The 24,882-nt window shown below is 65.0% G+C and carries 18 protein-coding genes; 11 read left to right on the top strand and 7 right to left on the bottom strand.

What is annotated here, in order from left to right:
- Positions 1-5 precede the first annotated feature (5 nt).
- From RSO41_RS05765 to sucD, 6 genes are all read left to right on the top strand, one after another.
- Complete coding sequence (locus tag RSO41_RS05765; RefSeq protein ID WP_315618122.1) at positions 6-716, top strand: succinate dehydrogenase iron-sulfur subunit; 711 nt, start codon at positions 6-8, stop codon at positions 714-716.
- Positions 717-931: 215 nt separating this feature from the next.
- Entirely contained in the window at positions 932-3,763 is a 2,832-nt protein-coding gene (locus tag RSO41_RS05760) for a 2-oxoglutarate dehydrogenase E1 component (RefSeq protein WP_315618121.1), read from the top strand.
- Positions 3,764-3,805: 42 nt separating this feature from the next.
- On the top strand, positions 3,806-5,380 hold the full coding sequence (odhB, locus tag RSO41_RS05755) for a 2-oxoglutarate dehydrogenase complex dihydrolipoyllysine-residue succinyltransferase (protein ID WP_315618120.1): 1,575 nt from the start codon (positions 3,806-3,808) through the stop codon (positions 5,378-5,380).
- A gap of 48 nt (positions 5,381-5,428) precedes the next feature.
- On the top strand, positions 5,429-6,868 hold the full coding sequence (lpdA, locus tag RSO41_RS05750) for a dihydrolipoyl dehydrogenase (protein ID WP_315618119.1): 1,440 nt from the start codon (positions 5,429-5,431) through the stop codon (positions 6,866-6,868).
- Between the two features lie 166 nt (positions 6,869-7,034).
- Positions 7,035-8,201, top strand: a complete 1,167-nt coding sequence (gene sucC / locus RSO41_RS05745) for an ADP-forming succinate--CoA ligase subunit beta (protein ID WP_315618118.1) — start codon at positions 7,035-7,037, stop codon at positions 8,199-8,201.
- Positions 8,201-9,073, top strand: coding sequence for a succinate--CoA ligase subunit alpha (sucD, locus tag RSO41_RS05740; RefSeq protein ID WP_315618117.1), 873 nt, complete (start codon positions 8,201-8,203; stop codon positions 9,071-9,073). The genes sucC and sucD overlap by 1 nt, the downstream gene beginning before the upstream one ends.
- Positions 9,074-9,152: 79 nt before the next feature.
- On the opposite strand, the gene siaD is transcribed toward sucD, so the two are convergent.
- The 7 genes from siaD to RSO41_RS05705 form a co-directional block, all read right to left on the bottom strand.
- The gene (siaD, locus tag RSO41_RS05735) at positions 9,153-9,944 is read right to left on the bottom strand and encodes a biofilm regulation diguanylate cyclase SiaD (protein WP_315618116.1); all 792 of its coding nucleotides are present in this window, start codon (positions 9,942-9,944) and stop codon (positions 9,153-9,155) included.
- A gap of 19 nt (positions 9,945-9,963) precedes the next feature.
- Positions 9,964-10,353, bottom strand: a complete 390-nt coding sequence (gene siaC / locus RSO41_RS05730; protein ID WP_315618115.1) for a biofilm regulation phosphoprotein SiaC — start codon at positions 10,351-10,353, stop codon at positions 9,964-9,966.
- 13 nt (positions 10,354-10,366) lie between these two features.
- Complete coding sequence (gene siaB, locus RSO41_RS05725) at positions 10,367-10,900, bottom strand: biofilm regulation protein kinase SiaB (protein WP_315618114.1); 534 nt, start codon at positions 10,898-10,900, stop codon at positions 10,367-10,369.
- Positions 10,901-10,939: 39 nt separating this feature from the next.
- Positions 10,940-12,967: a biofilm regulation protein phosphatase SiaA gene (siaA, locus tag RSO41_RS05720; RefSeq protein WP_315618113.1), complete on the bottom strand. Its 2,028-nt coding sequence runs from the start codon at positions 12,965-12,967 to the stop codon at positions 10,940-10,942.
- Positions 12,968-13,065: 98 nt separating this feature from the next.
- Positions 13,066-14,094 (bottom strand): lysylphosphatidylglycerol synthase transmembrane domain-containing protein, encoded by a 1,029-nt coding sequence (locus RSO41_RS05715; RefSeq protein ID WP_315618112.1) that lies wholly within the window; start codon positions 14,092-14,094, stop codon positions 13,066-13,068.
- A complete protein-coding gene (locus RSO41_RS05710) occupies positions 14,087-15,205 on the bottom strand; it encodes a glycosyltransferase family 1 protein (RefSeq protein ID WP_315618111.1) in 1,119 nt (372 codons plus the stop codon). Before RSO41_RS05710 ends, RSO41_RS05715 begins: the two co-directional genes overlap by 8 nt.
- 128 nt (positions 15,206-15,333) lie before the next feature.
- A complete protein-coding gene (locus RSO41_RS05705) occupies positions 15,334-17,274 on the bottom strand; it encodes an exoribonuclease II (protein ID WP_315618110.1) in 1,941 nt (646 codons plus the stop codon).
- 234 nt (positions 17,275-17,508) lie between these two features.
- On the opposite strand from RSO41_RS05705, the gene RSO41_RS05700 reads away from it, so the two are divergent.
- Genes RSO41_RS05700 through nagE form a run of 5 tightly spaced genes read left to right on the top strand, consistent with a single transcriptional unit; the run spans position 17,509 to position 24,690 of the window.
- On the top strand, positions 17,509-18,243 hold the full coding sequence (locus RSO41_RS05700) for a GntR family transcriptional regulator (RefSeq protein ID WP_315618109.1): 735 nt from the start codon (positions 17,509-17,511) through the stop codon (positions 18,241-18,243).
- 45 nt (positions 18,244-18,288) lie between these two features.
- Positions 18,289-19,410: an N-acetylglucosamine-6-phosphate deacetylase gene (locus RSO41_RS05695; protein WP_315618108.1), complete on the top strand. Its 1,122-nt coding sequence runs from the start codon at positions 18,289-18,291 to the stop codon at positions 19,408-19,410.
- Complete coding sequence (locus tag RSO41_RS05690) at positions 19,394-20,413, top strand: SIS domain-containing protein (RefSeq protein ID WP_315618107.1); 1,020 nt, start codon at positions 19,394-19,396, stop codon at positions 20,411-20,413. The genes RSO41_RS05695 and RSO41_RS05690 overlap by 17 nt, the downstream gene beginning before the upstream one ends.
- 30 nt (positions 20,414-20,443) lie before the next feature.
- Positions 20,444-22,996, top strand: a complete 2,553-nt coding sequence (gene ptsP, locus RSO41_RS05685; protein WP_315618106.1) for a phosphoenolpyruvate--protein phosphotransferase — start codon at positions 20,444-20,446, stop codon at positions 22,994-22,996.
- Complete coding sequence (nagE, locus tag RSO41_RS05680) at positions 22,993-24,690, top strand: N-acetylglucosamine-specific PTS transporter subunit IIBC (RefSeq protein WP_315618105.1); 1,698 nt, start codon at positions 22,993-22,995, stop codon at positions 24,688-24,690. The genes ptsP and nagE overlap by 4 nt, the downstream gene beginning before the upstream one ends.
- Positions 24,691-24,882 lie beyond the last annotated feature (192 nt).

The following is a 24,882-nucleotide window of genomic DNA, read 5'->3' as shown; positions in this document are numbered from 1 at the left end:
TCACGATGTCCACGCTTCAGGTATCTCTGTATCGCTACAACCCGGAAACGGACTCCGCCCCGTACATGGAGGAGTTCCAGATCGACACTCAGGGCCGTGACATCATGGTCCTGGATGTCCTGCACATGGTGAAGGAACAGGACAACGGCCTGGCCTTTCGTCGTAGCTGCCGTGAAGGGGTGTGCGGCTCCGACGGCATGAACATGAACGGCAAGAATGGCCTGGCCTGCATCACACCGCTTTCCGAGGTGGTCAAGAAGGGCAAGCTGACGCTGCGCCCGCTGCCCGGTCTGCCGGTGATCCGTGACCTGGTGGTCGACATGGGCCTGTTCTACCAGCAGTACGAGCGCATTCAGCCGTATCTTCAGAACGATAACCCGGCGCCGGCCATCGAGCGGCTGCAGTCACCGGAGGATCGCGACAAGCTCGACGGCCTCTACGAGTGCATCCTCTGCGCCTGCTGCTCGACGTCCTGCCCGTCCTTCTGGTGGAATCCGGACAAGTTCGTCGGGCCGGCCGGGCTGCTGCAGGCCTATCGTTTCCTGGCGGACTCGCGTGATGAAGCCACCCGTGAACGCCTGGCCGAACTCGAGGATCCGTTCAGCGTATTCCGCTGCCGGGGCATCATGAATTGCGTGGCGGTTTGTCCCAAGGGACTCAATCCTACACGCGCTATCGGCAAGATCCGCGAGATGTTGCTGGCGAATGCCACTTAAATCGAGGCCCGCGGCTTGTTATCATACTCACCGGCCCTGAGTTGCGGCGTATCGTCGCAGCCCTGACCCGGTGATTCGTCGAAAGCCGGTGCCCTGTGCACCGGCTTTTGGCCATCGAAATCAAGGGCGGGTCCACCATCGTTGGCCGCCACCGATGTCGTCACGGATGAGCCGTGCGATGCCGAACCACCCCATCAGTGCAGGGTGACCGAGAGATGCAACAAGGCATAATGGAGTTGATGTGGCGCTCCTCTCACGTCAGTGGCAGTAATGTCCACTACGTGGAAGCGCTCTACGAGCAGTATCTGGATGATCCCGAGGCCGTTCCCGACGAATGGCGAGAGTACTTCGATACACTGCCGAGACCCGACGGCAGCGCCACCCACGACGTTCCGCTTGCCCCTACCCGCGAACAGTTCTATCAGCTAGGCCAGCAGCGGCGTACCGCGCAGGCCGCCTCGTCCGGCAGTGGCGAGAACAAGAAGCAGGTCAAGGTCCTGCAGCTGATCAACGCCTACCGCGTTCGCGGACACCAGAAGGCCGATATCGATCCCCTGGGCTTGCGTAGCCCGACGCCCGTTCCCGATCTCGACCTCTCCTTCCACCAGCTCTCCAAGTCCGACCTGGACACCGAATTCCAGACCGGTTCGTTCTTCCTGGGAGCCGACAAGGCACCGCTGAAGGAGATCGTCGAGGCGCTGCAGCAGACCTACTGCCGCAGCATCGGCTGCGAGATCATGCATATCGTCGACACCGAGGAGAAACGCTGGCTGCAGCAACGTTTCGAGTCGGTGCGCAGCGCCCCCAGGTTCAGCGAGGATGTGCGCAAGCATGTGCTGGAGCGTCTGACCGCTGCCGAGGGGCTGGAAAGCTATCTGGCCTCCAAGTATCCAGGGACGAAGCGGTTCGGTCTGGAAGGCGGGGAGTCCTTCATCCCCATGATGGACGAGTTGATCCAGCGCAGTGGCGGCTACGGCACCAAGGAAGTCGTCATCGGCATGGCCCACCGCGGCCGGCTCAACGTGCTGGTCAACATCCTCGGCAAGAATCCTTCCGAGCTGATCGACGAATTCGACGGCAAGAAGGTGGTCGAGCGTGGCTCCGGTGACGTCAAGTACCACCAGGGGTTCAGTTCCAACGTCATGACCCCTGGAGGTGAAGTTCACCTGGCGCTGTCGTTCAACCCGTCTCACCTGGAGATCGTCGCTCCGGTGGTCGAAGGGTCGGTGCGGGCTCGCCAGGACCGCCGCGACGATGCGGATGGCGGCAAGGTGCTGCCGATCAATGTTCACGGTGACGCGGCCTTCGCCGGTCAGGGCGTGGTCATGGAGACATTCCAGATGTCCCAGACCCGCGCCTACCGTACCGGTGGCACGGTGCACATCGTGATCAACAACCAGGTGGGGTTCACCACGTCCCACCCGGAGGATTCGCGTTCCACCGAGTACTGCACCGATATCGCCAAGATGGTCCAGTCGCCGATCTTCCACGTCAATGGCGACGACCCGGATGCCGTCTTGCATGCCACCCAGGTCGCCCTGGACTATCGCCAGCAGTTCAAGAAGGACGTGGTCATCGACCTGGTCTGCTATCGCCGGCGCGGCCACAACGAGGCCGATGAGCCGTCCGGCACCCAGCCGATGATGTATCGCAAGATCAAGGACCATGCCTCTTCTCGGGCAGTGTATGCCAAGCGCCTGGTGGGCGAAGGGCTGCTCAGCGAAGATGACATCAAGTCCATGGTCGATACCTACCGGGACGACCTGGTGGCCGGCAACCATGTGGCCAATGCCCTGGTGCAACAGCCCAACACGGCCTTGTTCGTCGACTGGAAGCCTTACCTCGGGCACGAGTGGTCCGGCTTCACCGACACCAGTGTCGACTTGAAGCATCTGCAGGCCCTGGCGGCGAAGATGTGCACCATCCCGGATGGTGTCGCCGTCCAGCGCCAGGTCGCCAAGATCTATGACGACCGTCGCAAGATGCAGGCCGGCGGCATGGCGGCGAACTGGGGCTTCGCCGAGACCCTGGCCTATGCCACCTTGCTGGATGAAGGGCACCCGGTACGCCTGACCGGCCAGGACAGTGGCCGCGGGACCTTCTCCCACCGTCATGCGGTGGTGCACAACCAGAACGATGGCACCACCTATGTGCCGTTGCAGCACCTTTCCGAAGGGCAGCCTGCCTTCACCATCCACGACTCCTTCCTCTCGGAAGAAGCCGTGCTGGCGTTCGAGTACGGTTATTCCACCACGGCACCCAATGATCTGGTGGTCTGGGAAGCTCAGTTCGGTGACTTCTTCAACGGTGCCCAGGTGGTGGTCGACCAGTTCATCTCGTCCGGCGAGACCAAGTGGGAGAGGCTCTGTGGCCTGACCATGCTGCTGCCCCATGGCTACGAAGGGCAGGGGCCGGAGCACTCCTCGGCGCGCCTGGAACGTTTCCTGCAACTGTGCGCCGAGCACAACATGCAGGTGTGCGTGCCGACCACGCCGGCGCAGATCTTCCACCTGCTGCGCCGCCAGGTGATTCGCAAGCTGCGCAAGCCGCTGATCGTGATGTCGCCCAAAAGCCTGCTGCGCCACAAGGAAGCCACATCCAATCTCGACGAGCTGGCCAATGGCCACTTCCAGATGGTGCTGCCCGACCAGGGCAAGCGTGACGCCGACAAGGTGGAGCGCATCGTCCTGTGTGCCGGCAAGGTCTACTACGACCTGGCCAACTGGCGCGAGGAAAATGCCCGCGATGACGTGGCCATCCTGCGGCTCGAGCAGCTTTATCCCTTCCCCGAGGAAGAGCTCTTCGAGGCGATCAAGGACTATACCAATGCCACCGATGTGGTGTGGTGCCAGGAAGAACCGCTGAACCAGGGCGCCTGGTATCCGAGCCAGCATCACATGCGCATTGCTGTCGAGCGCCTGAAGGCTGGGCTGGGCGGACGGCTCAAGTTCGCCGGTCGCCCGGCCTCCGCCGCCCCCGCAGCGGGCTACATGTCCGTGCATACCGAACAGCAGCGCCAGTTGGTGGAAGACGCCTTCAACCTCTGAGGCGAGCCACCGGGACGAGAGAGAACACACAAGGGAAACGACATGGCTACCGAGATCAAGGCACCCACCTTTCCGGAATCCGTTGCCGAAGGCAGCGTGGCCGCCTGGCACAAGAAGCCGGGCGAGAGCGTCGAGCGTGACGAACTGATCGTCGAGATCGAAACCGACAAGGTGGTGCTCGAGGTCGTCGCACCCGAGGCTGGCACCTTGAGCGAAGTGCTGGCGGAAGAAGGCGATACCGTGGAGTCCGAGCAGGTCCTCGGGCGCCTCGGGGAAGGTCAGGCGAGCGGCGGAGCTCAGGACGAGAGCAAGTCCGAGGCCAGCGAACCGGCCGCCGGAGAGGGTGATGCCGGCGGTGCGACGGCCGATGCCAAGCCTGCTGCCGGTGGTGCTCAACACGAGGTGAAGGCTCCCACCTTCCCCGAATCCATCCAGGAAGGCACCGTGGCCAGCTGGAACAAGCAGGTCGGCGAAGCCGTCAAGCGTGACGAGGTCCTGGCCGAGATCGAGACTGACAAGGTGGTGCTCGAAGTGGTGGCACCTGCCGATGGTGCCTTGACCGAGATCAAGGCCGAAGAAGGCAGCCAGGTCGAGTCCGAGGCCGTGCTGGCATTGTTCGGCGAAGGCGCCGGTGGCGATGCCGCGTCGAATGCGGGCGAGGAAAAGGCACCGGCATCCGCCGACGATGGCGAGAGCGACGAGAAGGTCGGGGACAAGATCCTCGCGCCGGCGGCACGCAAGCTGGTCGCCGAACACGATCTGGATGTCAACAAGATCGAAGGCACCGGCAAGGGCGGGCGCGTCCTCAAGGAAGACGTGCAGAAAGCCGTGAAGGACGGTTCCGCCAAGAAAGCGGCCAAGTCCTCCGGCGGTGCTGCCAAACAGGCTGCCGCGGCGGCGCCGGCCGTCGAGGGCGAGCGTGTCGAGAAACGCGTGCCGATGACCCGGCTGCGCCAGACCATCGCCAAGCGCCTGGTGCAGGCCCAGCAGACCGCCGCCATGCTGACCACCTACAACGAGGTGGATATGGGCGCGGTGATGGACTTGCGCGCCCAGTACAAGGAGACCTTCCTCAAGGCCCACGACACCAAGCTCGGTTTCATGGGCTTCTTCGTCAAGGCGGCCTCCGAGGCACTCAAGCGTTTCCCCGACGTCAACGCCTCCATCGACGGCACCGATATCGTCTATCACGGCTACCAGGACATTGGCGTGGCCGTCTCCACCGACCGTGGCCTGGTGGTGCCGGTGCTGCGTGACACCGACAGCATGAAGATCGCCGATGTCGAGAAGGGCATCGTCGACTTCGGCAAGCGGGCACGAGACGGCAAGCTCGGTATCGACGAGATGCAGGGCGGTACCTTCACCATCACCAATGGCGGTATCTTCGGCTCGCTGCTGTCGACACCGATCCTCAACCCGCCGCAGACCGCGATCCTGGGCATGCACAAGATCCAGGAGCGCCCCATGGCAGTGAACGGCAAGGTCGAAGTGCGCCCCATGATGTACCTCGCCGTGTCATACGATCACCGCATGATCGATGGCAAGGACGCGGTGCAATTCCTGGTGACCATCAAGGAACTGCTCGAAGATCCGGCGCGTCTGCTGTTGGATATCTGAGCCGCGGGATAACGAGCCTCTCAGCGAAGAGCAACGATAGGAGCCGACATGGCTGACAAGTTTGATGTGATCGTCATCGGTGCGGGCCCCGGCGGCTACGTCGCCGCCATTCGGGCCGCCCAGCTGGGCCTGAAGACCGCCTGCGTCGAGAAGTGGGTCAACAAGGAAGGCAAGACCGTTCATGGCGGCACTTGCCTGAACGTGGGGTGCATCCCGTCCAAGGCGCTGCTCGAGTCGTCTCACAAGTTCGTCGAGGCGCGTGACCATTTCGAGGAAATCGGCATCGACATCGAGGCGCCCACGCCGAACATCGCCAAGATGCTCGAGTTCAAGGAGCAGGTGATCGCCAAGAACGTCGGTGGTATCAGCGCGCTGTTCAAGGCCAACGGCGTGACCGCCATCGACGGTACCGGCAAGGTGACCGGCAACAAGCAGGTTGAAGTGACCGACCATGATGGCAAGGCCACGACCTACGAGGCCGACAACATCGTCGTCGCTGCCGGTTCCGTGCCGGTGGAAATTCCCCCGACGCCGCTCACCGAGGATCTCATCGTCGATTCCGCCGGTGCCCTGGAATTCCAGGAAGCGCCGAAGCGTCTTGGCGTGATCGGTGCCGGCGTGATCGGCCTGGAGCTCGGCAGCGTGTGGAGCCGCCTGGGCAGTGAGGTCACCATCCTCGAGGCCATGGATGACTTCCTGCCGATGGTCGACAAGACCATCGCCAAGGATGCCCAGAAACTGTTCAAGAAGCAGGGGCTGGACATCAAGCTCGGTGCTCGAGTGACCGGGTCCGAGGTCAAGGGCAACGAGGTCGTGGTCAAGTATGCCGATGCCAAGGGCGAACAGGAGATCACGTTCGACAAGCTGATCGTCTGTGTCGGTCGTCGTCCCTACACCAAGGGCGTGATCGCTGATGGGGTCGGCATCGATCTGGACGAGCGCGGTTTCATCAGCGTCGATGACCAATGCCGTACCAACGTACCGAGTGTCTATGCCATCGGTGATTGCGTACGTGGCCTGATGCTGGCCCACAAGGCCTCCGAGGAGGGCGTCATGGTGGCCGACATCATCGCCGGCCACAAGGCAGAGATGAACTACGATGCCATCCCGAGCGTTATCTACACGGCGCCGGAAGTTGCCTGGGTCGGCATGACCGAACAGGATGCCAAGGCCGCCGGCATCAAGGTGGAGACTGGCTCCTTCCCGTTCTCCGCCAATGGCCGTGCTCTGGCCAACAACGCGCCGGACGGTCAGGTCAAGGTCGTTGCCGACGCCGAGACCGACCGCGTGCTGGGCGTGCATATCCTCGGCCAGCATGCCGGTGAACTGATCGCTCAGGGCGTGATCGCCATGGAGTTCGGCTCCAGTGCCGAGGATCTGGCGCTGACCTGCTACGCCCATCCGAGCACCTCCGAGGCGGTGCACGAAGCCGCGCTGGCGGTGGGTGGCCATGCCATTCACATGGCCAATCGCAAGAAGCGTAAGTAAGACAAGAAGCGCCGCTTGTGGAAGGAGGCAATCTGTCACTCCTTCCGAAGGCGGCGCATCCCTTCCGGCGATGTACCGGAAGGGAGCGGTGGTAGCCTGAACGTCGCGCCACGCGAGTGCTGGCGAGGTTACCGTTCGAGTCACATGCAACCAATGGCATGAATCGATGAACCTTCACGAGTATCAGAGCAAGCAGCTGTTTGCCGATTACGGCTTGCCGGTGTCCAAGGGCTTTGCCGTTGACACCCCCGAAGAGGCGGCGGAAGCCTGCAAGAAGATCGGCGGTGACAAGTGGGTCGTCAAGGCCCAGGTGCACGCCGGTGGCCGCGGCAAGGCCGGCGGCGTCAAGCTGGTCGAGAGCCCCGAGGATGCCAGGGCCTTCGCCGAGCAGTGGCTGGGCAAGAGCCTGGTGACCTTCCAGACCGACGAGAAGGGCCAGCCGGTCGCCAAGATCCTGGTCGAGAACTGCACCGATATCGCCGATGAGCTCTACCTGGGCGCCGTGGTCGATCGTGGCACGCAGCGCGTGGTCTTCATGGCCTCCACCGAGGGTGGCGTGGAGATCGAGAAGGTCGCCGAGGAGACGCCCGAGAAGATCCTCAAGGCCGAGATCGACCCGCTGGTCGGGGCTCAGCCATATCAGGCCCGCGAACTGGCGTTCAAGCTGGGGCTGTCCGGTAACCAGGTCAAGCAGTTCACCAAGATCTTCCTGGGGCTGTCCAAGCTGTTCCACGACAAGGATCTGGCACTGCTCGAGATCAACCCGCTGGTGATCACCGAGGAAGGCAACCTCCATTGCCTCGACGCCAAGGTCAACCTCGATGGTAATGCCCTCTATCGCCATCCGGACCTGCAGGCCATGCGTGACCCCTCTCAGGAGGACGAGCGCGAGGCCGATGCCGCCAAGTGGGACCTGAACTATGTGGCCCTGGAAGGCAACATCGGTTGCATGGTCAATGGGGCGGGCCTGGCCATGGGTACCATGGACATCATCAAGCTCCATGGCGGCCAGCCGGCCAACTTCCTCGACGTCGGTGGCGGTGCCACCAAGGAACGCGTCGCCGAAGCCTTCAAGATCATTCTGTCCGACACCTCCGTGAAGGCCGTGCTGGTCAATATCTTCGGCGGTATCGTGCGCTGCGACATGATCGCCGAAGGCATCATCGGCGCTGTCGAGCAAGTGGGCGTCAATGTCCCGGTCGTGGTGCGTCTGGAAGGTAACAACGCCGAGCTGGGTGCCGAGAAACTGGCCTCCAGCGGTCTGAACATCATCGCTGCTACCAGCCTGACCGATGCGGCTCAGCAGGTCGTCAAGGCAGCGGAGGGCAAGTAATGAGCATCCTCATCGACAAGAACACCAAGGTCATCTGCCAGGGCTTCACCGGTGGCCAGGGGACCTTCCATTCCGAACAGGCAATCGCCTATGGCACTCGGATGGTCGGCGGCGTGACCCCGGGCAAGGGCGGCCAGGAGCACCTCGGCCTGCCGGTGTTCAACACCGTCAAGGAAGCGGTCGAGGAGACCGGCGCCGAGGCCAGCGTGATCTACGTGCCGGCTCCGTTCTGTAAGGATTCCATCCTCGAGGCTGCCAATGCCGGCATCAAGCTGATCGTCTGCATTACCGAGGGCATTCCTACCCTGGACATGCTCGACGTCAAGGTGAAATGTGATGAGCTGGGTGCTCGCCTGATCGGTCCGAATTGCCCCGGTGTGATCACTCCTGACGAGTGCAAGATCGGCATCATGCCCGGCCACATCCACAAGGCAGGCAAGGTCGGCATCGTCTCGCGTTCCGGCACCCTGACCTACGAGGCCGTCAAGCAGACCACCGATCACGGTTTCGGCCAGTCGTCCTGTGTGGGTATCGGTGGCGACCCGATCCCGGGCTCCAACTTCATCGATATCCTGGCGGAATTCGAGAAGGATCCGGCGACCGAAGCGATTGTGATGATCGGCGAGATCGGTGGTACCGCTGAGGAAGAGGCGGCCGCCTATATCAAGGCGAACGTCTCCAAGCCGGTGGTCGCCTACATTGCGGGGGTTACCGCGCCTCCCGGCAAGCGCATGGGCCACGCCGGCGCCATCATCGCCGGTGGCAAGGGTACCGCCGACGAGAAGTTCGGTGCTCTCGAAGCTGCGGGTGTGAAAACCGTGCGCTCACTGGCCGAGATCGGCGATGCACTGAAGGATGCCGCTGGCTGGTAAGCCGAGGCGTCGTCTTTCGATGCAGTAAAAGGGAAAAGGGCACCTCCGGGTGCCCTTTTCTCGTTGTGGAGGGTGCCTGTCACTCGGCGGCACGCCAGCGATCGCGTCCTTCGCGCTTGGCCGCCAGCAGGGCCTGGTCGGCACGCTGGATGGTCGCCTGGATATCATCCTCGGGACGATGTTCGGCGACCCCGATGCTGGCGGTCAGGGTGATCTTGATGTTGGCCTCGACGGGAATCTTCAGTCCGCGTAGCCGCTCGCCGAGACGTTCCATCAGCGACGTTGCCTGGGGAAGCGGTGTTTCCGGCAACAGCAGCAGGAACTCTTCTCCACCCCAGCGGCCACAATGGTCGGAGGCGCGCAGGCTGTCCTGCAGTGTGCTGGCCAGAATTTCCAGTGCTCGATCACCGACACCGTGCCCGTGATAGTCGTTGACACGCTTGAAGTGGTCGATATCGACCATTGCCAGGGTGAAGGGGCGGTGATGGCGGGAGCTCGTTGCCGTGAGTTGTTCGAGTTGTTCGTGCAGGCGTCGGCGATTGGCGAGGCCAGTCAACGGGTCGACAGCGGACGCTGCCTTCAATGCCAGGTTGCGTTCGCGCAGCAACGATTGATAGCGATCGGCAATGCGTGACAGCTTGCGCTGGCGTTTCAACTGGCGCTCGAGCTGATCTCGGGTCGAGTTGAGGTCTGCGTGGGCGCTTTGCTGAAAACCATCGGCAATGGAGATCAGGCGCTCGAGTCTGTCCTGCTGCTCGAGGTGATGATGAAACAGCCGTTCGAGGGCATCATGCAACGGATGGTCGCGATTGGCCGGTTCTGCCAGCAAGGCCTCGACGTGTTCCAGCAACGGTGGTTCCTGGTGTTTCATGCGACTGCCTCCGGGTCATTCATGCCGGCGTCTGCCCGGGGGTGATCGTGAAGACGAAGGTACAGTCTTCGCGAAACTCCTCGGCCAGCTCGGCGATGCGCTCGTTGCGGGGGTCGTAGCGCCAGATCACGCTGACGTCTCGCCCTTGCTGATGAGCGTCCTCAAGCAGGTCGAAGATGTCCATCATCGCCTTGACCGAACTAGTGTTCAGGTAGACGAGCTCGAGGTCGAGGTCGAGAGGATGTGAGGCCTGAGCGAGAAAGGCTTCGGTCCAGTCGATGACCTGGCTGAACAACTCATAGGAGTTCTCCGGATAAGAGTCTCCCTGCAGGTGGAGTCGGCCAGCCTGCCAGTCGCTCTGAATCAAGGGGGTGGACTGGCTTCCGGGAATGTTCAGATCTTGGTGCATGGGTCGAGACCGATTAAATGGTGGCTGTCAGACTGAAGAACGCGCGGCCCGAGGACAGTGGCTCGAGCGAGGCCTGAAGGGGCTGGGTCGACTTGCGGGCCATGTCGAGCAGACCGAGCCCCGCGCCGCTGGGATTGCTCTCGTCACGCGGTCGACGAAGCTGTTGCTTGTAGGCCCGCTTCAGTTCGCTGGCATCGAGTCCGGACAGGCCTTCCACGGTATCGACGAGACGCCGGCCGTCATCGATTTCCACCAGGTTGCCGGCCGAGACCAGGTAATGGCCCTGGTCGTCACGTGCCACGGCCACCGTGGCAGTGGCGGCTTCATCGTCATAGCCTTGTTGGCGCGCATAATGCCGGATGTTCTGGGTCATTTCTATGTAGACCGCAAAGACATCCATGGCCGCGGAAGGTGCCGTTTCCTGCGTATTCATGTAGTTGCGCAGGGCATTGCCGATTTCTTCGATGAGGCTGCGCGATATCGGGCCGTTGAAGCACAGCATGATGTGCTGTTGCAGGTAAGTGTCGCGCAGGTTCAGTAGATCCATGACGCTTCCTCTCTTTTCGGTCAGGATGCGGTCGAGTGGTCATCGCTCGCTGTTCGGGGGAGCCGGTGATATGGCATGGAAACGAAAACATAGCATGGTGATGTCATCGCGTTGAGGCAGTTCACCACGATAGCGCTCCAGCTCTGCCTCGAAGGCGGCGATCTGGTCGGACAGGGGAGCACGGGCATGGCGTTGCAGCATGTCGCGAAAGCGCGTGTTGCCAAAACCGAAGCCGTGCTCACCGCCGGCCTGATCGAGGAAACCGTCGGAACACAGGGTGTAGGTTGAATCACGGCGCAGTGGCAGCACCTCGTTGCGGTACGTCATGGCCCGTTTCTGCCCCAGGGCGCGCTTGCCGCCGGGATAACTCGTGATGCCATCGCCGTCGCTGGCGTAGAGCGATATCTTGGCGCCGGCAAAGGTCAAGCGTTCGAGATCGGGCTCTACCCACACCAGGCCGACATCCATGTTGGTGGCGATGGATGTCGGCAGGGTATCCCTGTGCAGGGTGGCACGATTCTGTCGATCCGTTTCGTTGAGCAGAGCGGCCGGATCATCGGGGCCCACTCTCAGGATGGCGTTGTCGATGATCGCGCGGGCGAGCATGGTCATCAGCGAGCCGGGTACGCCATGACCGGCGCAGTCGATGATGCCCATGAGGTAGCCGCGATCGGTGGCGTGGAAGACGTAGATATCGCCACCGACCCTGTCCCTGGGGCGCCAGAGTACGGCGTGACGGCCGGGCAGTTTCGCCTGTAGCTGGCGGCTTGGCAGGATGGCCCGCTGGATGATGCTGGCGTACTCCAGGGAGGCATCGACCTGACGCCTGGCTTCGGCCATTTCGTTGTTGGCCTGGACCAGGGCCTGGGTGCGCTGCTGGACCCTGTCTTCGAGATCCTGAGTATGACGCTCGATACGACGCGCCATGTGGGTAAAGTCGCGTGACAACTCGCCGATTTCATCGTGGCGCTCGGTGGGAAGCCGATGGTCGAAGTCGCCGTTGGCAAGTGCTCGCGCGGAACGCTGCAGTCGGCGCAGGGGGCCGAGAATGAGACGTTCGGTCGCGTAGGAAAAGGCAACCATCAAGAGCGCCAGAATCAAGGCCAGGGTGGCCGTCATCGGCCACAGCCAGTGGTCGCCGAGCAAGGGAGCCGCACGCAGATCAAGGGCGCTGACCAGCAGCCAGTCGAGTGCTGGGAGATAACCGACGGCGACCAGGCGAGGTTCACCCTCCAGTGTCGCCTCGAATGTCTCCACGCCGCCCGGATGCCGCCGTGTCTCTTGCAGGGCGGACCGAAGTCGGTCTCGAGACGCCTCGTCATCGAGCAGTGACTGGATGCGTCGCTGGGTCATGTCCTGATCGGCCACATGACGGCCGATGGCCACCCGTTGCCGCTCCGGGTGCGCCTGGATCTCGCCCTGAGCATTGACGATCATCGGCGTGATGCCCGCTGGGCTATCACGGATGAAACGATCGAGAAAGTGCCCCAGGTCGATGCCACCGCCCGTCAGTCCCAGCAGCTCTCCGTTGCGACGGATCTTGACGTTGAGCCATACCTTGGTCAGTTCCAGCTTCTGGTCTCGGCTGACATTGATGCTGTAGGAGCCCATGTCATCGGCGACGTCGCCATACCAGGCATCGGCCGGGTCGTCCGGTGACAGGCGGTAGCGAGGTTCGGTGCTGAACGGTCGTTGGCCGTCGTTGTAGTAGTAGTCGCCGCTGGCGTGGTCGACGATGAAGTAGGCATCGCCACTGAACTGGCGGCGATAGCCGCTTGCCTCATCGAAGAATCTCTCGCGCAGGGCAGGGTCGTGCGGATTGTCCAGCCATTCCCGGGTGACCACCGAATCGGCCAGGCGTCGTGATAGTGCCAGATCCCGTGAGACAGGCGTGAGTATCCGCTGCATGTGGAGCAGCGTGTATTGCTCGGCGTAGCCGGAGGCGAAGTGGCGTCGTACGTCATCAAGTGCCTGCCAGGCGATCAACAAGGCGGGCACGAGGGCAACGAGACACGCCAGCAGCAGTGTCAGGGTGGACTTGCCACCGAGTCCCCAGTATCTGGCCATAGAAGAGAGCGCTTCCCTGCGTAGTCATCGGCGGGTTGAGACCCGCTACTTTCGTTTTAGCTTACACGATGCCACAAGGCGGCGTTGACTACGAGTCGTCATCGGGAGGGGCTTGTCGAGTGCCGCAGCCAGCGACCCATCAGGAGTGCGAAGGCTGGCGCGCCGGCCAGCAGATAGAGATGGTAGGTGACCAACCGCCAGACGACCACGGCGGCGGCGGCCTGAGTGGCGGGCATCAGTGGCATCAACAGCGCGCCGACGCCGAGTTCGGCGGCACCGGCACCGCCGGGCAGGATGCTGACCTGGCTGGCTGCCATGGCCAGCATCTGGGTCAGGAAGGTCCAGGCCCACTCCACCTGGCCGCCCACGCCGAGCACGGCCAGGTACAGCAGGCTATAACGCAGTAGCCAGTGTGCCGCACACAGGCCAAGGATGGCCGCCAGCCGGGTGGGTGGCAGGCAGAGTGTGGCGATCAATGCACGACGGCAGCCGATGAGTCGCCGGGCCAGCCAGCGGCGACGGCGGGGAGACAGGCGTCGTAACCACAGGCTCGGGCGTTGGCGCAGTAGCCGGGGGAGTCTCAGGATCGACAGACCGACCAGCAGCATGAGACCGACCAGGCCCAGCATGGCGATGGCCAGCAGCCCCTGGTGGGGCCAGACCACATTGCCGCCCAGCGAGATGCTTGCCAGCACGCCGAGTATCGCCAGGAAGAACAGCATGTCGCAGCCCTGGTCGACCAGGAAGATTGCCGATCCCCGCGACGGCGAGAAACCGCGCCTGGCCAGCAGGGCCAGCAAGGTGACGGCACCGCCGCTGCCGCCGGGGGTGGCGCAGAGGGCGAACTTGGCGGCCATCTCGATGGCCAGTGCCTCGCCCTGGCCGAGTCGGCCGGCGCGGCCGTCCAGCAGCAGACGCAGACGAAGGGCGTTGAGGTTCCAGCAGGTCATGGTCATGACCAGCATCAGGCCCAGCATGTCGATCGGGAACTCGACCAGGACATCGACGACGTTCTCGCCGCCCAGCAACCAGGGCACCACCAGGGCCATGGACAGGGCCAGCCCCAGCCAGCCCCAGCGGGCCAGCAGGCTGCGTTCCCTGCGCGGTCGAGCCAGTCGCTCAGCCATGCCGCGAAAGGCCGGACTCGTCCGCTCCGGGTGTCAGGGTCGTGTAGTGGTCGAGCAGGCCGTCAATGACGTTCTTCCAGCCGAAGCGGCGCTCGACGTAACGATGCGCGTGCCGACCACTCGCTTCGACGTCGTTGAGGAACAGTTCTTCTACCGCCCGGGCCATGTCCGCCGCATCCAGCGGCTCGCAGAGAATGCCACCGCCCAGCGGGACATTCTCGATCAAGGCGCCGGCTCGGGCGGCGACGACCGGCAAGCCACAGGCCATGGCCTCCAGTGCCACCAGGCCGAAGGTTTCCCGGGTACCGGCGTGAATCATGGCATCGGCACTGGCCAGGGTGCGGGCCACCTCGCGGCTGTCGCAGCAGCGGGGCACAACGGTGACATTGTCGGGAACCCGGGTCGGCATGCCCGGCCCCATCAGCAGCAGGTGGTAAGGGGAGCCGAGTCTTTGCATCACCTGGAGCAGCACATCGACATTCTTTTCCCGGGAGTTGCGGCCGGCGAAGGCCAGCAGGCGGGTCTGGTCGGACAGGCCGAGGTTGGCGCGCAGGTCTGGATCGGCACGGTCCGGTCGGAAGGTCTCCAGATCTACGCCGAGGGGCTGGGTTCGTACCCCTTCCACGCCCCATGACTCGAGGCGTTCGGCCATGGCCCGGCAGGGGGCCATCACGCTGTCGAACCGCCCGTAGAGATCGGCCACATACTTTTTCAGCCGATGCCTCACTGCGCCGCCAAAGCGATCCCCCATCAGGCGTGGCAGGTCGGAGTGATAGAACCCCACGACCGGCACGCCGAGTCGCTGTCCGGCTTCCAGGGAGGCCCAGGCGGTGACATAGGGGTCGCCGGCCTCGATCAGGTCGGGGGACATGGCCGCCAAGGCGTCTTGCCAGGGGCGACGGCGCAAGGGAAAGCGGTACCCCTGGCCCAGGGGCAGTCGCAAGGCGGGCAGGGTATGCAGGCCACCGAGGGCATCGCGCTCGGCGCCGGGTACCAGCAGGCTGGTGCGGATGTTGTCGTGGATGGACAGACAGTGGTGCTTGGCGCTCAGGTAGGTACGCACGCCGCCGCTGGCGGGGGCGTGGAACATGGTGACGTCGACGAGATGCAAGGGACCCTCCCGGAATGCCGATACCTGTCCCCAGCCTAGGCATCATTTACGACAGTTCGACGACAGCCGAAAACAAGACGGCGGCCCGAGGGCCGCCGTTCGTGTCGCATCGGGCGAGAGGCGTTCGCTCAGTCGGCGGGTCGGCCGACCAGCGAGCGGGTCTCCTCGCGGGCTTCGGTCAAGGCGATCCGGACCGGGTCACCGAGCTTGAAGCGTTCCTCGCCCTCGATCTGGATGCGGCCTTCCTTGTCGTCGATGACCACCTTGTCCCGGTCGCTGTGCATCAGCGGGGCGGGCACAAAGGCGGTCGCGCCGTTGGCCGTCAAGCGCACCCGCATGCCGCCGCGGTTGATGGCGATGATCTCGGCGTCGAAGGCGTCGCCGGATTCGGCGTGCGGGCCGAGGTAGCGAACATAGAGCCAGTCCTTGACGTCGCGCTCGGCCATGCGGTTCAGGCGACGGCGTTCGGTCAACTGCTCGGTGAGCTCGAGGCTGGCTTCTGCCGGGGCCTGTTCTCCCTTTAGTACGCGCTTGATCAGGCGGTGGTTGACCATATCGCCGTACTTGCGGATCGGCGAGGTCCAGGTGGCATAGGCCGCCAAGCCAAGACCGAAGTGCGGACCGGGGCGGGCGGACATGCTGGTGAAGCCCTGGAAGCGGCGCAGTCGCGCATCGAGCCAGGGGTCGTCACGCCCTTCCAGCTCTCGCTTGAGCTCCTTGTAGCGTGGCAGCTCGGTGAGCGCTTCCAGCGCGACCTCGATGTCCTGGTCGGCCAGGAAGTCGCGGGCGGCTTCGGCCTTTTCCGGTTCGAAGGCGCGGTGGACATTGAAGATGCCATGGCCCACATGCTCGGCCAGCAGATGCGCGCAGCAGGCATTGGCCGCGATCATCGATTCCTCGATCATGCGGTTGGCGATGCGTCGCTGCTCGGTGCGGATGTTCAGCACATTGCCGGCATCGTCCAGGTCGAAGACGTAGTCCGGTCGGTCCTTGAAGACCAGGGCATGTTCGGCGCGCCAGGCGGTTCGTGCCTCGGTCAGATCGCGTAGTGCTTCGAGCTGCTCGCCGATGCCTGCCTCGGGCTTCCACTGGCCCTGGCCTTCCAGCCAGTCGGAGACGTCGTCATAGGCCAGTCGCGCATGGGAACGGACCGTCGCGGCGAAGAAACGATAGTCACCGAGCGAGCCGTCGGCCTCCACATCCAGGGCGCAGGCCAGGGAAGGGCGGTCCTGGCCTTCCCACAGCGAGCAGAGGTCGTCGGCCAGGCGTTCCGGCAGCATGGTGACGTTCTGTCCGGGCAAATAGACGGTGAAGGCGCGGGTGCGTGCTTCCAGGTCGACGCCATCGCCTTCCACGACATAGGCGGTGGGGTCGGCGATGGCCACGGTCAGGCGCCAGCCTCCATTGTCCCGGGGCTCGATACGCAGGGCGTCGTCCATGTCCCGGGTCTTGGCGTCATCGATGGTGAAGAAGGGCGCCTCGGTAAGATCTTCGCGCTGAAGGCCTTCATCGTGCAGCGGCCAGTCATCACCGGCCTCTGGGCTGGCCTGTTCCAGGGCATGGCGAGCCAGGGTCACGCGCCAGGGGGCGGCCGGATTGTCGTGCTTGGTGACCAGCTCGTCGATCTGGGTGAAGAAGGCACGGTCGTCCGGCTTGAGCGGGTGCCGCACGAGGCGAGCCACGACCCAGTCGCCCTCGTCCAGCGACGCTTCGTCGAGGCTGCGCTTGACGCGTGCCTTGAGGGCATTGCTGATCGAAGGGTGGTCGGGAATCACTGCCAGGCGACCATCACGCTTGCGGACCCGGGCAATGAAACGTTCCAGCCCCTGCTCGATCAGGGTATCCGGCTCCGCCGAGGTCTTCTCGCCTTCCTCGTGAAGGACGGCCTCGACCCGGTCGCCATGCAGTACCTGCTTCATGGCGGGCGGTGGCACGAAGTAGGACGTGCCATCCTCGGTTTCGAGGAAGCCGAAGCCACGCTCGGTGGCCTTGATCACGCCTTCGACTCGAGGCGTGTTGTCGCGAATCTGTTGCTTGAGCTGAGCAAGCGCCGAGTTGTTCTGCAGCATGATAACGATCGAATGGCGGGATAAGGGAGCCACTATACGGATTCCGCCGGCCCACGCCAATCACGGCGCAGGGCCCTCGCGGATAGTGCCATCCAGCGAGGCTGATCCACCGTGAGGGGGGGGCATCACGCTGTTTAGCGAGGGTTGGGGGACCAAGGTATAAGACAAGTGGTATTTGATTGGTATTGTTGTTGGTCTATATTGGTCCTATATCGATACGTCACGAGAGCGACCATGGATCGTCGATTTCAACAACTGCGACTCGACCCCGACCTGTCCACGCCGCTGTACCACCAGCTGGCGAGCCGGCTGGAAGACGCCATCGAGGAGGGCGCCTGGCAGGCCGGCGAGGCCCTTCCCTCCGAGCGGGCCCTGGCCGAGTCGTTGGATGTCTCGCGGATCACGGCCCGCAAGGCCCTGGACCGGTTGGCCGAGCGCGGGCTGATCCGCCGTACCCGAGGGTCCGGCACCTTCATTACGCCACGCCTCAACCAACCCCTGACGCGCCTGGCGAGCTTCACCGAAATGCTGACCCAGCGTGGTTTCACGCCACGTTCGCGCTGGCTGTCACGAAGTCTGGCCGCTCCCTCGGCCGACGAGAGCCTGCGCCTCGGCCTGGGCGGCGATGCCCGCGTCGCGCGTCTCAAGCGCCTGCGACTGGCCGATGGCGTAGTGATGGCGGTGGAGGAGAGCTGCCTGCCGCAGTCGGTACTCGGTGATCCCCAGAAGGTGGAAGACTCGTTGTATGCCTTTCTGGAGGACGCGGGGCGGCCGGTGGCGCGGGCCCTACAGCACGTCACGGCGGTCAATGCCGACGCCGAACTGGCGGGGCTGGCCGAGGTGCCGGAGGGCCAGGCGCTGCTCAAGGTGACCCGTCAGGGCTATCTGGCCGACGGCACGCCGGCGGAGCTGACGGTCACCTACTGCCGTACCGACTATTACGACTTCATTGTCGAGCTGACACGTTGAGACCCGACGTCGAGATCTGATGTCGAGAGAACACCGGGAGATACCATGCGTTACGGCAACATCCTGACACCCGACGGCTGGCGGCTCGGCGAGCTGCACTGGCACGACGGGCGCATCAGCCGCATCGACGGGGAGCCGGTCGATCCCGAGGACAACGACCTGCCGCGCCTGCTGCCGGGTTTCATCGACCTGCACGTGCACGGTGGGGGCGGTGCCGATGTCATGGAAGGCGGTACGGCGGTGGCCACGGTGGCGCGCACGCATGTGCGCTTCGGTACCACCAGCCTGCTGGCCACCACCATGACGGCGCCGGATGGCGATACCCGGCGCGTGCTGGGGGATGTCGGGTCCTATCTGGAGGCACCGGACCCGGAAGCCAGTCGCGTGCTGGGGGTACACCTGGAAGGCCCTTACATCAATCCGGGCAAGCTCGGTGCCCAGCCGTCCCACGCCCGGCCCGGTGTGCTCGAGGACGTCGAGGAACTGCGCCGGCTGGCACCGATCGTGTTGCTGACCCTGGCACCGGAACTGGCCGGTCACCTGACGCTGATCCGTGAGCTCAGCGAGCGAGGCGTTCGCGTGCAGGTCGGTCATACCCTGGGCAGCTATGAGGAGGGCGTGGCGGCGCTGGAGCATGGCGCTCGCGGCTTCACCCACCTCTTCAATGCCATGTCCGGGCTGCATCACCGCAAGCCCGGCATGGTCGGGGCGGCCATGGCGCATGCGGAATACGCCGAACTGATCCCCGATCTGCTGCACGTACATCCTGGTGCCATTCGCGCCGCCCTGCGCTGTATCCCGCATCTCTATGCGGTGACCGACTCCACTGCCGCGGCGGGTATGCCCGATGGCGAATATCGCCTCGGCGAGCAGGCGGTCACCAAGTGTCTGGGTGGCGTGCGCTTGGCCGATGGCACCCTGGCGGGGAGCACCCTGACCATGGATCAGGCGTTGCGCAACCTGGTCGGTCTCGGCCAGACGCTGGCCGAGGCCTCCCACCGACTTTCCCGTTATCCCGCCGATTTCCTGGGGCGCCATGACCTCGGTCGTCTGGCCGAGGGGGCCCATGCCGATCTGGTGGAACTGGATTCCCGCTTGAACCTGAGAGCCGTCCATGTCGGCGGCCGGCTCGTCGTCGAAGGAGACGCTCATGTCACTGATGCTTGAAGAAGCGCGCAATGCCCCGGAACGCATTCGCGGTCAACTGCTGCGCAACGCCGAGGTGCTGGCGTCGCTGGGGGCGCAACTCCGCGAGGGGCCGCCGACCGGCGGCATGACCGTGGCCCGGGGCAGTTCCGATCACGCGGCGGCCTACTTTGCCTATCTCTGCATGAAGCGTCTGGGCATTCCGGTGGCCTCGCTGCCGCCGTCGCTGTCGACGCTGGCCAGGGCGCCCTGGCGCCTCGACGGGCAACTGGCGGTGGCGATCTCGCAGTCCGGCCAGAGTCCGGACCTGGTCGCCACTCAGGAGGCGCTGTCGCGGGGCGGTGCGCGCACCCTGGCGCTGGTCAACACGCCGCAATCGCCGCTGGGTCGGGCCAGTGACGTCGAGGTGCCCTTGTTCGCCGGCGAAGAGCGCAGCGTGGCGGCTACCAAGAGCTACCTGGCGACGCTCTCCGCCGCCGCCCAGCTGCTGGCCCACTGGACCCAGGACCGAGATTTGCTGGCCGCCCTGGATGCCTTGCCGGAATGCCTGAGCCGGGCAGCCGATCAGGACTGGAGCGAGGCGGTCGAGACGCTTGCCGATGCCGACCGCCTGATGGTGATCGGGCGCGGTGCCGGCCTGGCGGTGGCCCAGGAGGCGGCCCTCAAGTTCAAGGAGACCTGCGCGATCCAGGCCGAGCCGTTCAGCGGCGCCGAGGTACGTCACGGTCCCATGGCCCTGGTCGAAACAGGCTATCCGGTGCTGGTATTCGCGCCGCCCGGCGCCGAGCAGGCCGGGCTGCTGGAGCTCGCCGACTGGCTCGGCGAACTCGGCGCCCGGGTACTGCTGGCCGCCGACGAGACGGTGGCTCGACGCCATCTGACGTTGAGCGATGCCGGCCACGAGGACCTGCAACCGCTGTCGGTGATTCAGAGCTTCTATCGAATGGCGGCAGAACTCGCCGAGGCCAGGGGCAGCGACCCGGACCAGCCACGGCACCTGCGCAAGGTCACTTGCACGTTGTAAGCCGACAACAACAACGCATCGGAGTCGATCATGTCTTCCTCCCAACTGACGCTGGTGGCCCCGGCCACCGGCATCGTGACCCTCTTGTCCGATGTCCCGGATCCGGTCTTCGCCGACGGCACTCTGGGCGAGGGAATCGCCCTGGATCCCCTGGAGACCACCCTGCACGCGCCCTGCGACGGCGAGATCGTGCAGTGCGCCAGGACTCGGCATGCCCTGAGTCTGCGCAGCGAACAGGGCGTCGAGGTCCTGCTGCACCTGGGGCTGGATACCGTCGAACTGCAGGGCCAGGGTATCGACCTCCTGGTCGAGGTGGGCCAAGGGGTAAAAACCGGCGAGCCACTGTGCCGTTTCGATCCCGAGTTGCTGGCCGAGCAGGCCAGCTCGCTGATTACGCCGCTGGTGGTGACCGATGACGCCGGCTGGCGCCTGCGCCTCGAGGCGAGTGCCACGGGCGAGCGTGTCGAACGCGGCGAAACACTGATGAGCCTGACGCCCGCTGTAATGTCGGGCGAGACGGCGGCCGAGCGCACGGGCCCATGGTGCGAGCGCCGTGCGACGCTGGCGCTGGAAAGCGGGCTACATGCACGCCCGGCGGCGCGCCTTCGCGCCATCGTGCGACGCCATGACGTGGACATGCGGCTCGTGCATGGCGGCATCGAGGCGCGCGGCGACAGCGTGAGTGCCTTGATGAATCTCGGTCTGGCCGCCGGCAGCGAGGTCGTCCTGCAGTCGCGTGGCGATGCCGCCGAGTCGGCACTGGATGCCGTCATCGAACTGCTGACCACGCCGGAGGGCGTCGAATCGCCGAACGCGGAAGCGGGCGCGCCCCTCGCGCCGACGTCGGTCGCCGACGGAGACGTCGCCGGCCTTGTCGCCAGCCCGGGCCTGGCGATCGGTCCGCTGGCGACGGTGAGCCTGCCGCTGCCGGCGGTGCTCCATGATGGCCGTGGTGTGACGATCGAACGCGAGGAACTGCTGGGTGCCCTGCAGCGGGTCGGACGTTCCCTGGACAGCGCGCGTGAGGAGGCCGAGCGACGCGGTCAGCGTGCTGAGGCGGACATCTTCGAGGCGCACCTGGCCTGGCTGGATGATCCGGGCCTGCTCGAGGCAGCCACGGCACGCATCGAGGCCGGGCGCAGTGCCGGTCAGGCCTGGCGCGAGGCGTTGGACGACGAGGCCGAACAACTGCGCGCTACCGGTAATGCCCTGCTGGCAGGGCGTGTGGCCGACCTCCGCGACCTGCAACGTCATGTCATGGCCGAGTTCGCCGAGGCCGGAGCGCCCCCGCTCCCCGATGTTCCCGAAGAAGCCATTCTGTTGGCGGACGACCTGTCGCCCTCGCAGTTCGTCGACCTCCTCGAGTGTGCCCCCGCCGGCTTGTGCCTGAAGGGCGGCGGCACGACCTCCCATGTGGCGATCCTGGCCCGAGGGCGCGGCATTCCGTGCCTGGTGGCAATGGGCGAGGCCCTCGAGGGCGTGACCGGGGAGCATGCGGTGCTCGACGCCCGGGAAGGACGTCTCGAGCCGACCCCCGATGCATCGCGCCTGGCGATGGTCCGCGATGCCCTGCGCCACGATGCCGAACGTCGTGAGGCCGAACGTGCCGAGGCCTTCGAACCGGCGATCACGCGTGATGGTCGCGAGGTCGAAGTCGCGGCGAACATCGGTGACAGCGACGAGGCACGGCTGGCGGCCGAATCCGGTGCCGACGGTGTCGGCCTGATGCGCAGCGAGTTCCTGTTCCTGGGACGCGAGACCGCGCCCGACGAGGCGGAGCAGTGTCGCGAATACCAGGCCAGCCTGACGGCGTTCGGTGGCAAGCCGGTGATTATTCGCACCCTGGATATCGGTGCCGACAAGCAGCTTCCCTATCTGCGCCTGCCCGAGGTGCCCAATCCGGCGCTCGGCGTGCGTGGGGTCCGGCTGTGGCATGATCAGTCGGCGCTGCTCGACACCCAGTTGCGCGCCCTGGTCGGTGTCGTACCGTTGGACGCCCTGCGCATCATGGTGCCGATGATCAGCGAGGTCGGGGAGCTGGCCTGGGTGCGCGAGCGGCTCGAGGCCGTCGCCGCGGAACGCGGCATCGCCGAGCGGCCCCGTCTCGGTGCCATGGTCGAGGTGCCCAGTGCCGCCCTCTGCGCGGCGAGTCTTGCCGATCAGGCCGATTTCCTGTCCATCGGTACCAACGACCTGACCCAGTATGCCCTGGCCATGGATCGCGAGGAGCCGCGCCTGGCGGCCCGTGCCGATGTCCTGCATCCCGGCGTGCTGCGCCTGATCCAGGCTACCGTCCAGGGTGCCGCCGGACGCTGTCCGGTCGGCGTGTGTGGCGCGGCAGCCGGCGATCCCCTGGCCGCGTCTCTGCTGGTGGCGATGGGCGTCGACGAGTTGTCCGTCGAGCCGGCCCGGGTGGCCGCCGTCAAGGCCACGATCCGCCGACTCGATGCCGCCTCCCTGGCCCGCGAACTGCCGAACCTGCTGGCGATGCCCGATGCCGCGAGCGTGCGTCGGCGCCTCGCCGATCTCCATGAATCTGTTTCCGACACCACAACAACAACCCCCGAGAGGATCCCATCATGATGCAAGAACTCGGCTCCCGTCTCATGGCCGGGCTGCAGCTGCTCGGACGTTCCTTGATGCTTCCCATCGCGGTGCTGCCCGTGGCCGGCCTGCTGTTGCGGCTGGGGCAACCCGACCTGCTGGATATCGCGTTCGTGGCCGCCGCCGGCCAGTCGATCTTCGATCATCTGGCGCTGATCTTTGCCATCGGTCTGGCGGTCGGTTTCTCCGACGACAGCAACGGCGCGGCGGGGCTGGCCGGGGTGGTCGGCTACCTGGTGCTGGACGCCGTGCTCACCACTCTCAACCCCGACATCAATATGGGAGTGCTGGCCGGGGTGATCATCGGCTCCGTGGCAGGGCTGATCTACAATCGCTTCAAGGCGATCCAGTTGCCCGAATACTTGGCCTTCTTCGGCGGTCGACGCTTCGTGCCGATTGCCACGGGCCTGGCGGCGGTGTTGCTGGGCATCATCTTCGGCTGGCTCTGGCCGACGGTCCAGGCGGGCATCGATGGCCTGGGGCACTGGCTGATCGAGGCCGGTGCACTCGGCAAGTTCGTCTACGGGGCAATCAACCGTCTGTTGATCGTGACCGGTCTGCACCATGTGCTCAACAGCTTCGTGTGGTTCGTGTTCGGCAGCTTCGATGGCGCCACCGGTGACCTCAACCGTTTCTTCGCCGGCGATCCCACCGCCGGTGGCTTCATGGCCGGCTTCTTCCCGGTGATGATGTTCGGTCTGCCGGCCGCGGCACTGGCCATGTATCATGCCGCGCCGCGCGGACGCCGCGCCCAGGTGGGCGGCCTGCTGATGTCCCTGGCGCTGACCGCCTTCTTGACCGGTGTGACCGAGCCCATCGAGTTCACCTTCATGTTCCTGGCGCCGTTGCTCTATGTGTTCCACGCGGTGATGACCGGCCTGTCCATGGCGTTGATGCAACTGCTCGACGTCAAGCTTGGTTTCACTTTCTCGGCCGGCGCCTTCGACTATGCGTTGTCCTATGGCCTGTCCACCAATGGCTGGCTGATGCTACCGGTCGGCCTGGCCATGTTCGTGCTCTATTACGGTGTCTTTCGTTGGGCGATCCAGCGCTTCGACCTGCCCACTCCGGGGCGCGATGAGGAGACCGAGAGCGCCCCCCGGACGGCAGAGGGTCAGGCCGGCGAGCGAGGCCCGGCCTTCGTTGCCGCCCTCGGCGGGGCCGGCAATCTGCAAAGCGTCGGTGCCTGCACTACGCGGCTGCGCCTGGTGCTGACCGATGCGGATGCCATCGACGAGCCCGCGCTCAAGGCCCTGGGGTCGCGCGGCGTGATGCGACTCGGGGGCGGCGGTCTGCAGGTCGTCCTGGGTCCCATTGCCGATGGTGTGGCCGATGAGATCCGTGCCGCCGTGGCGAACGCCGGCGTCGCCGCGCCGGTCGTGGATGCCGACACGAGGAGCCAGCCGACGGAGGACGCCGCCGAGGCCGCGCTTCCCGATGATCAGGTCGCGGCCTGGCTGGCGGCGCTCGGTGGGCGTGACAACCTGCGTCATCTGGCCGCTCGCGCCGGTACCCGGCTGCGCGTCGAATTGCATGACGAGGCACCCCTCGACACGGCAGCGCTGAAGACGCTGGGCTGCCTCGGCTCCATGGCCGTCGGCGAGCGTACCTGGCACCTGGTGGTCGGACCACAGGCAGCTGCCATCGCCGCTTCCCTGGCGGCACGCGACTGATCGTCATGCCTGGCGCTCCGCGCGACTAGCGGAGCGCATCCCCGGCGGTCGTTTCCGACCGCCGCCTTCTCGCCTTGTCATCCCTCACGGTCCTTCGGGTCCGTGACGGGTGCCTGCGCGCCAGAACTCGGCGGAGGAGGCCGTCGAGCCGGGCCCGGCCGGGCCCATGACAATCGAGCTATCCGCATAACA

It is taken from the genome of Halomonas sp. I1, from assembly GCF_032334135.1.
GTDB lineage: Bacteria > Pseudomonadota > Gammaproteobacteria > Pseudomonadales > Halomonadaceae > Halomonas.
The sequence above is the reverse complement of the archived record's forward strand: the minus strand, read 5'-3'. Positions and strand labels throughout refer to the sequence as shown.

Coding starts and splice junctions, on each gene's coding strand:
- RSO41_RS05765 (WP_315618122.1), top strand. CDS start 6: ATGTCCACGCTTCAGGTATCTCTGTATCGCTACAACCCGGAAACGGAC.
- RSO41_RS05760 (WP_315618121.1), top strand. CDS start 932: ATGCAACAAGGCATAATGGAGTTGATGTGGCGCTCCTCTCACGTCAGT.
- odhB (WP_315618120.1), top strand. CDS start 3,806: ATGGCTACCGAGATCAAGGCACCCACCTTTCCGGAATCCGTTGCCGAA.
- lpdA (WP_315618119.1), top strand. CDS start 5,429: ATGGCTGACAAGTTTGATGTGATCGTCATCGGTGCGGGCCCCGGCGGC.
- sucC (WP_315618118.1), top strand. CDS start 7,035: ATGAACCTTCACGAGTATCAGAGCAAGCAGCTGTTTGCCGATTACGGC.
- sucD (WP_315618117.1), top strand. CDS start 8,201: ATGAGCATCCTCATCGACAAGAACACCAAGGTCATCTGCCAGGGCTTC.
- siaD (WP_315618116.1), bottom strand. CDS start 9,944: ATGAAACACCAGGAACCACCGTTGCTGGAACACGTCGAGGCCTTGCTG.
- siaC (WP_315618115.1), bottom strand. CDS start 10,353: ATGCACCAAGATCTGAACATTCCCGGAAGCCAGTCCACCCCCTTGATT.
- siaB (WP_315618114.1), bottom strand. CDS start 10,900: ATGGATCTACTGAACCTGCGCGACACTTACCTGCAACAGCACATCATG.
- siaA (WP_315618113.1), bottom strand. CDS start 12,967: ATGGCCAGATACTGGGGACTCGGTGGCAAGTCCACCCTGACACTGCTG.
- RSO41_RS05715 (WP_315618112.1), bottom strand. CDS start 14,094: ATGGCTGAGCGACTGGCTCGACCGCGCAGGGAACGCAGCCTGCTGGCC.
- RSO41_RS05705 (WP_315618110.1), bottom strand. CDS start 17,274: ATGCTGCAGAACAACTCGGCGCTTGCTCAGCTCAAGCAACAGATTCGC.
- RSO41_RS05700 (WP_315618109.1), top strand. CDS start 17,509: ATGGATCGTCGATTTCAACAACTGCGACTCGACCCCGACCTGTCCACG.
- RSO41_RS05695 (WP_315618108.1), top strand. CDS start 18,289: ATGCGTTACGGCAACATCCTGACACCCGACGGCTGGCGGCTCGGCGAG.
- RSO41_RS05690 (WP_315618107.1), top strand. CDS start 19,394: ATGTCACTGATGCTTGAAGAAGCGCGCAATGCCCCGGAACGCATTCGC.
- ptsP (WP_315618106.1), top strand. CDS start 20,444: ATGTCTTCCTCCCAACTGACGCTGGTGGCCCCGGCCACCGGCATCGTG.
- nagE (WP_315618105.1), top strand. CDS start 22,993: ATGATGCAAGAACTCGGCTCCCGTCTCATGGCCGGGCTGCAGCTGCTC.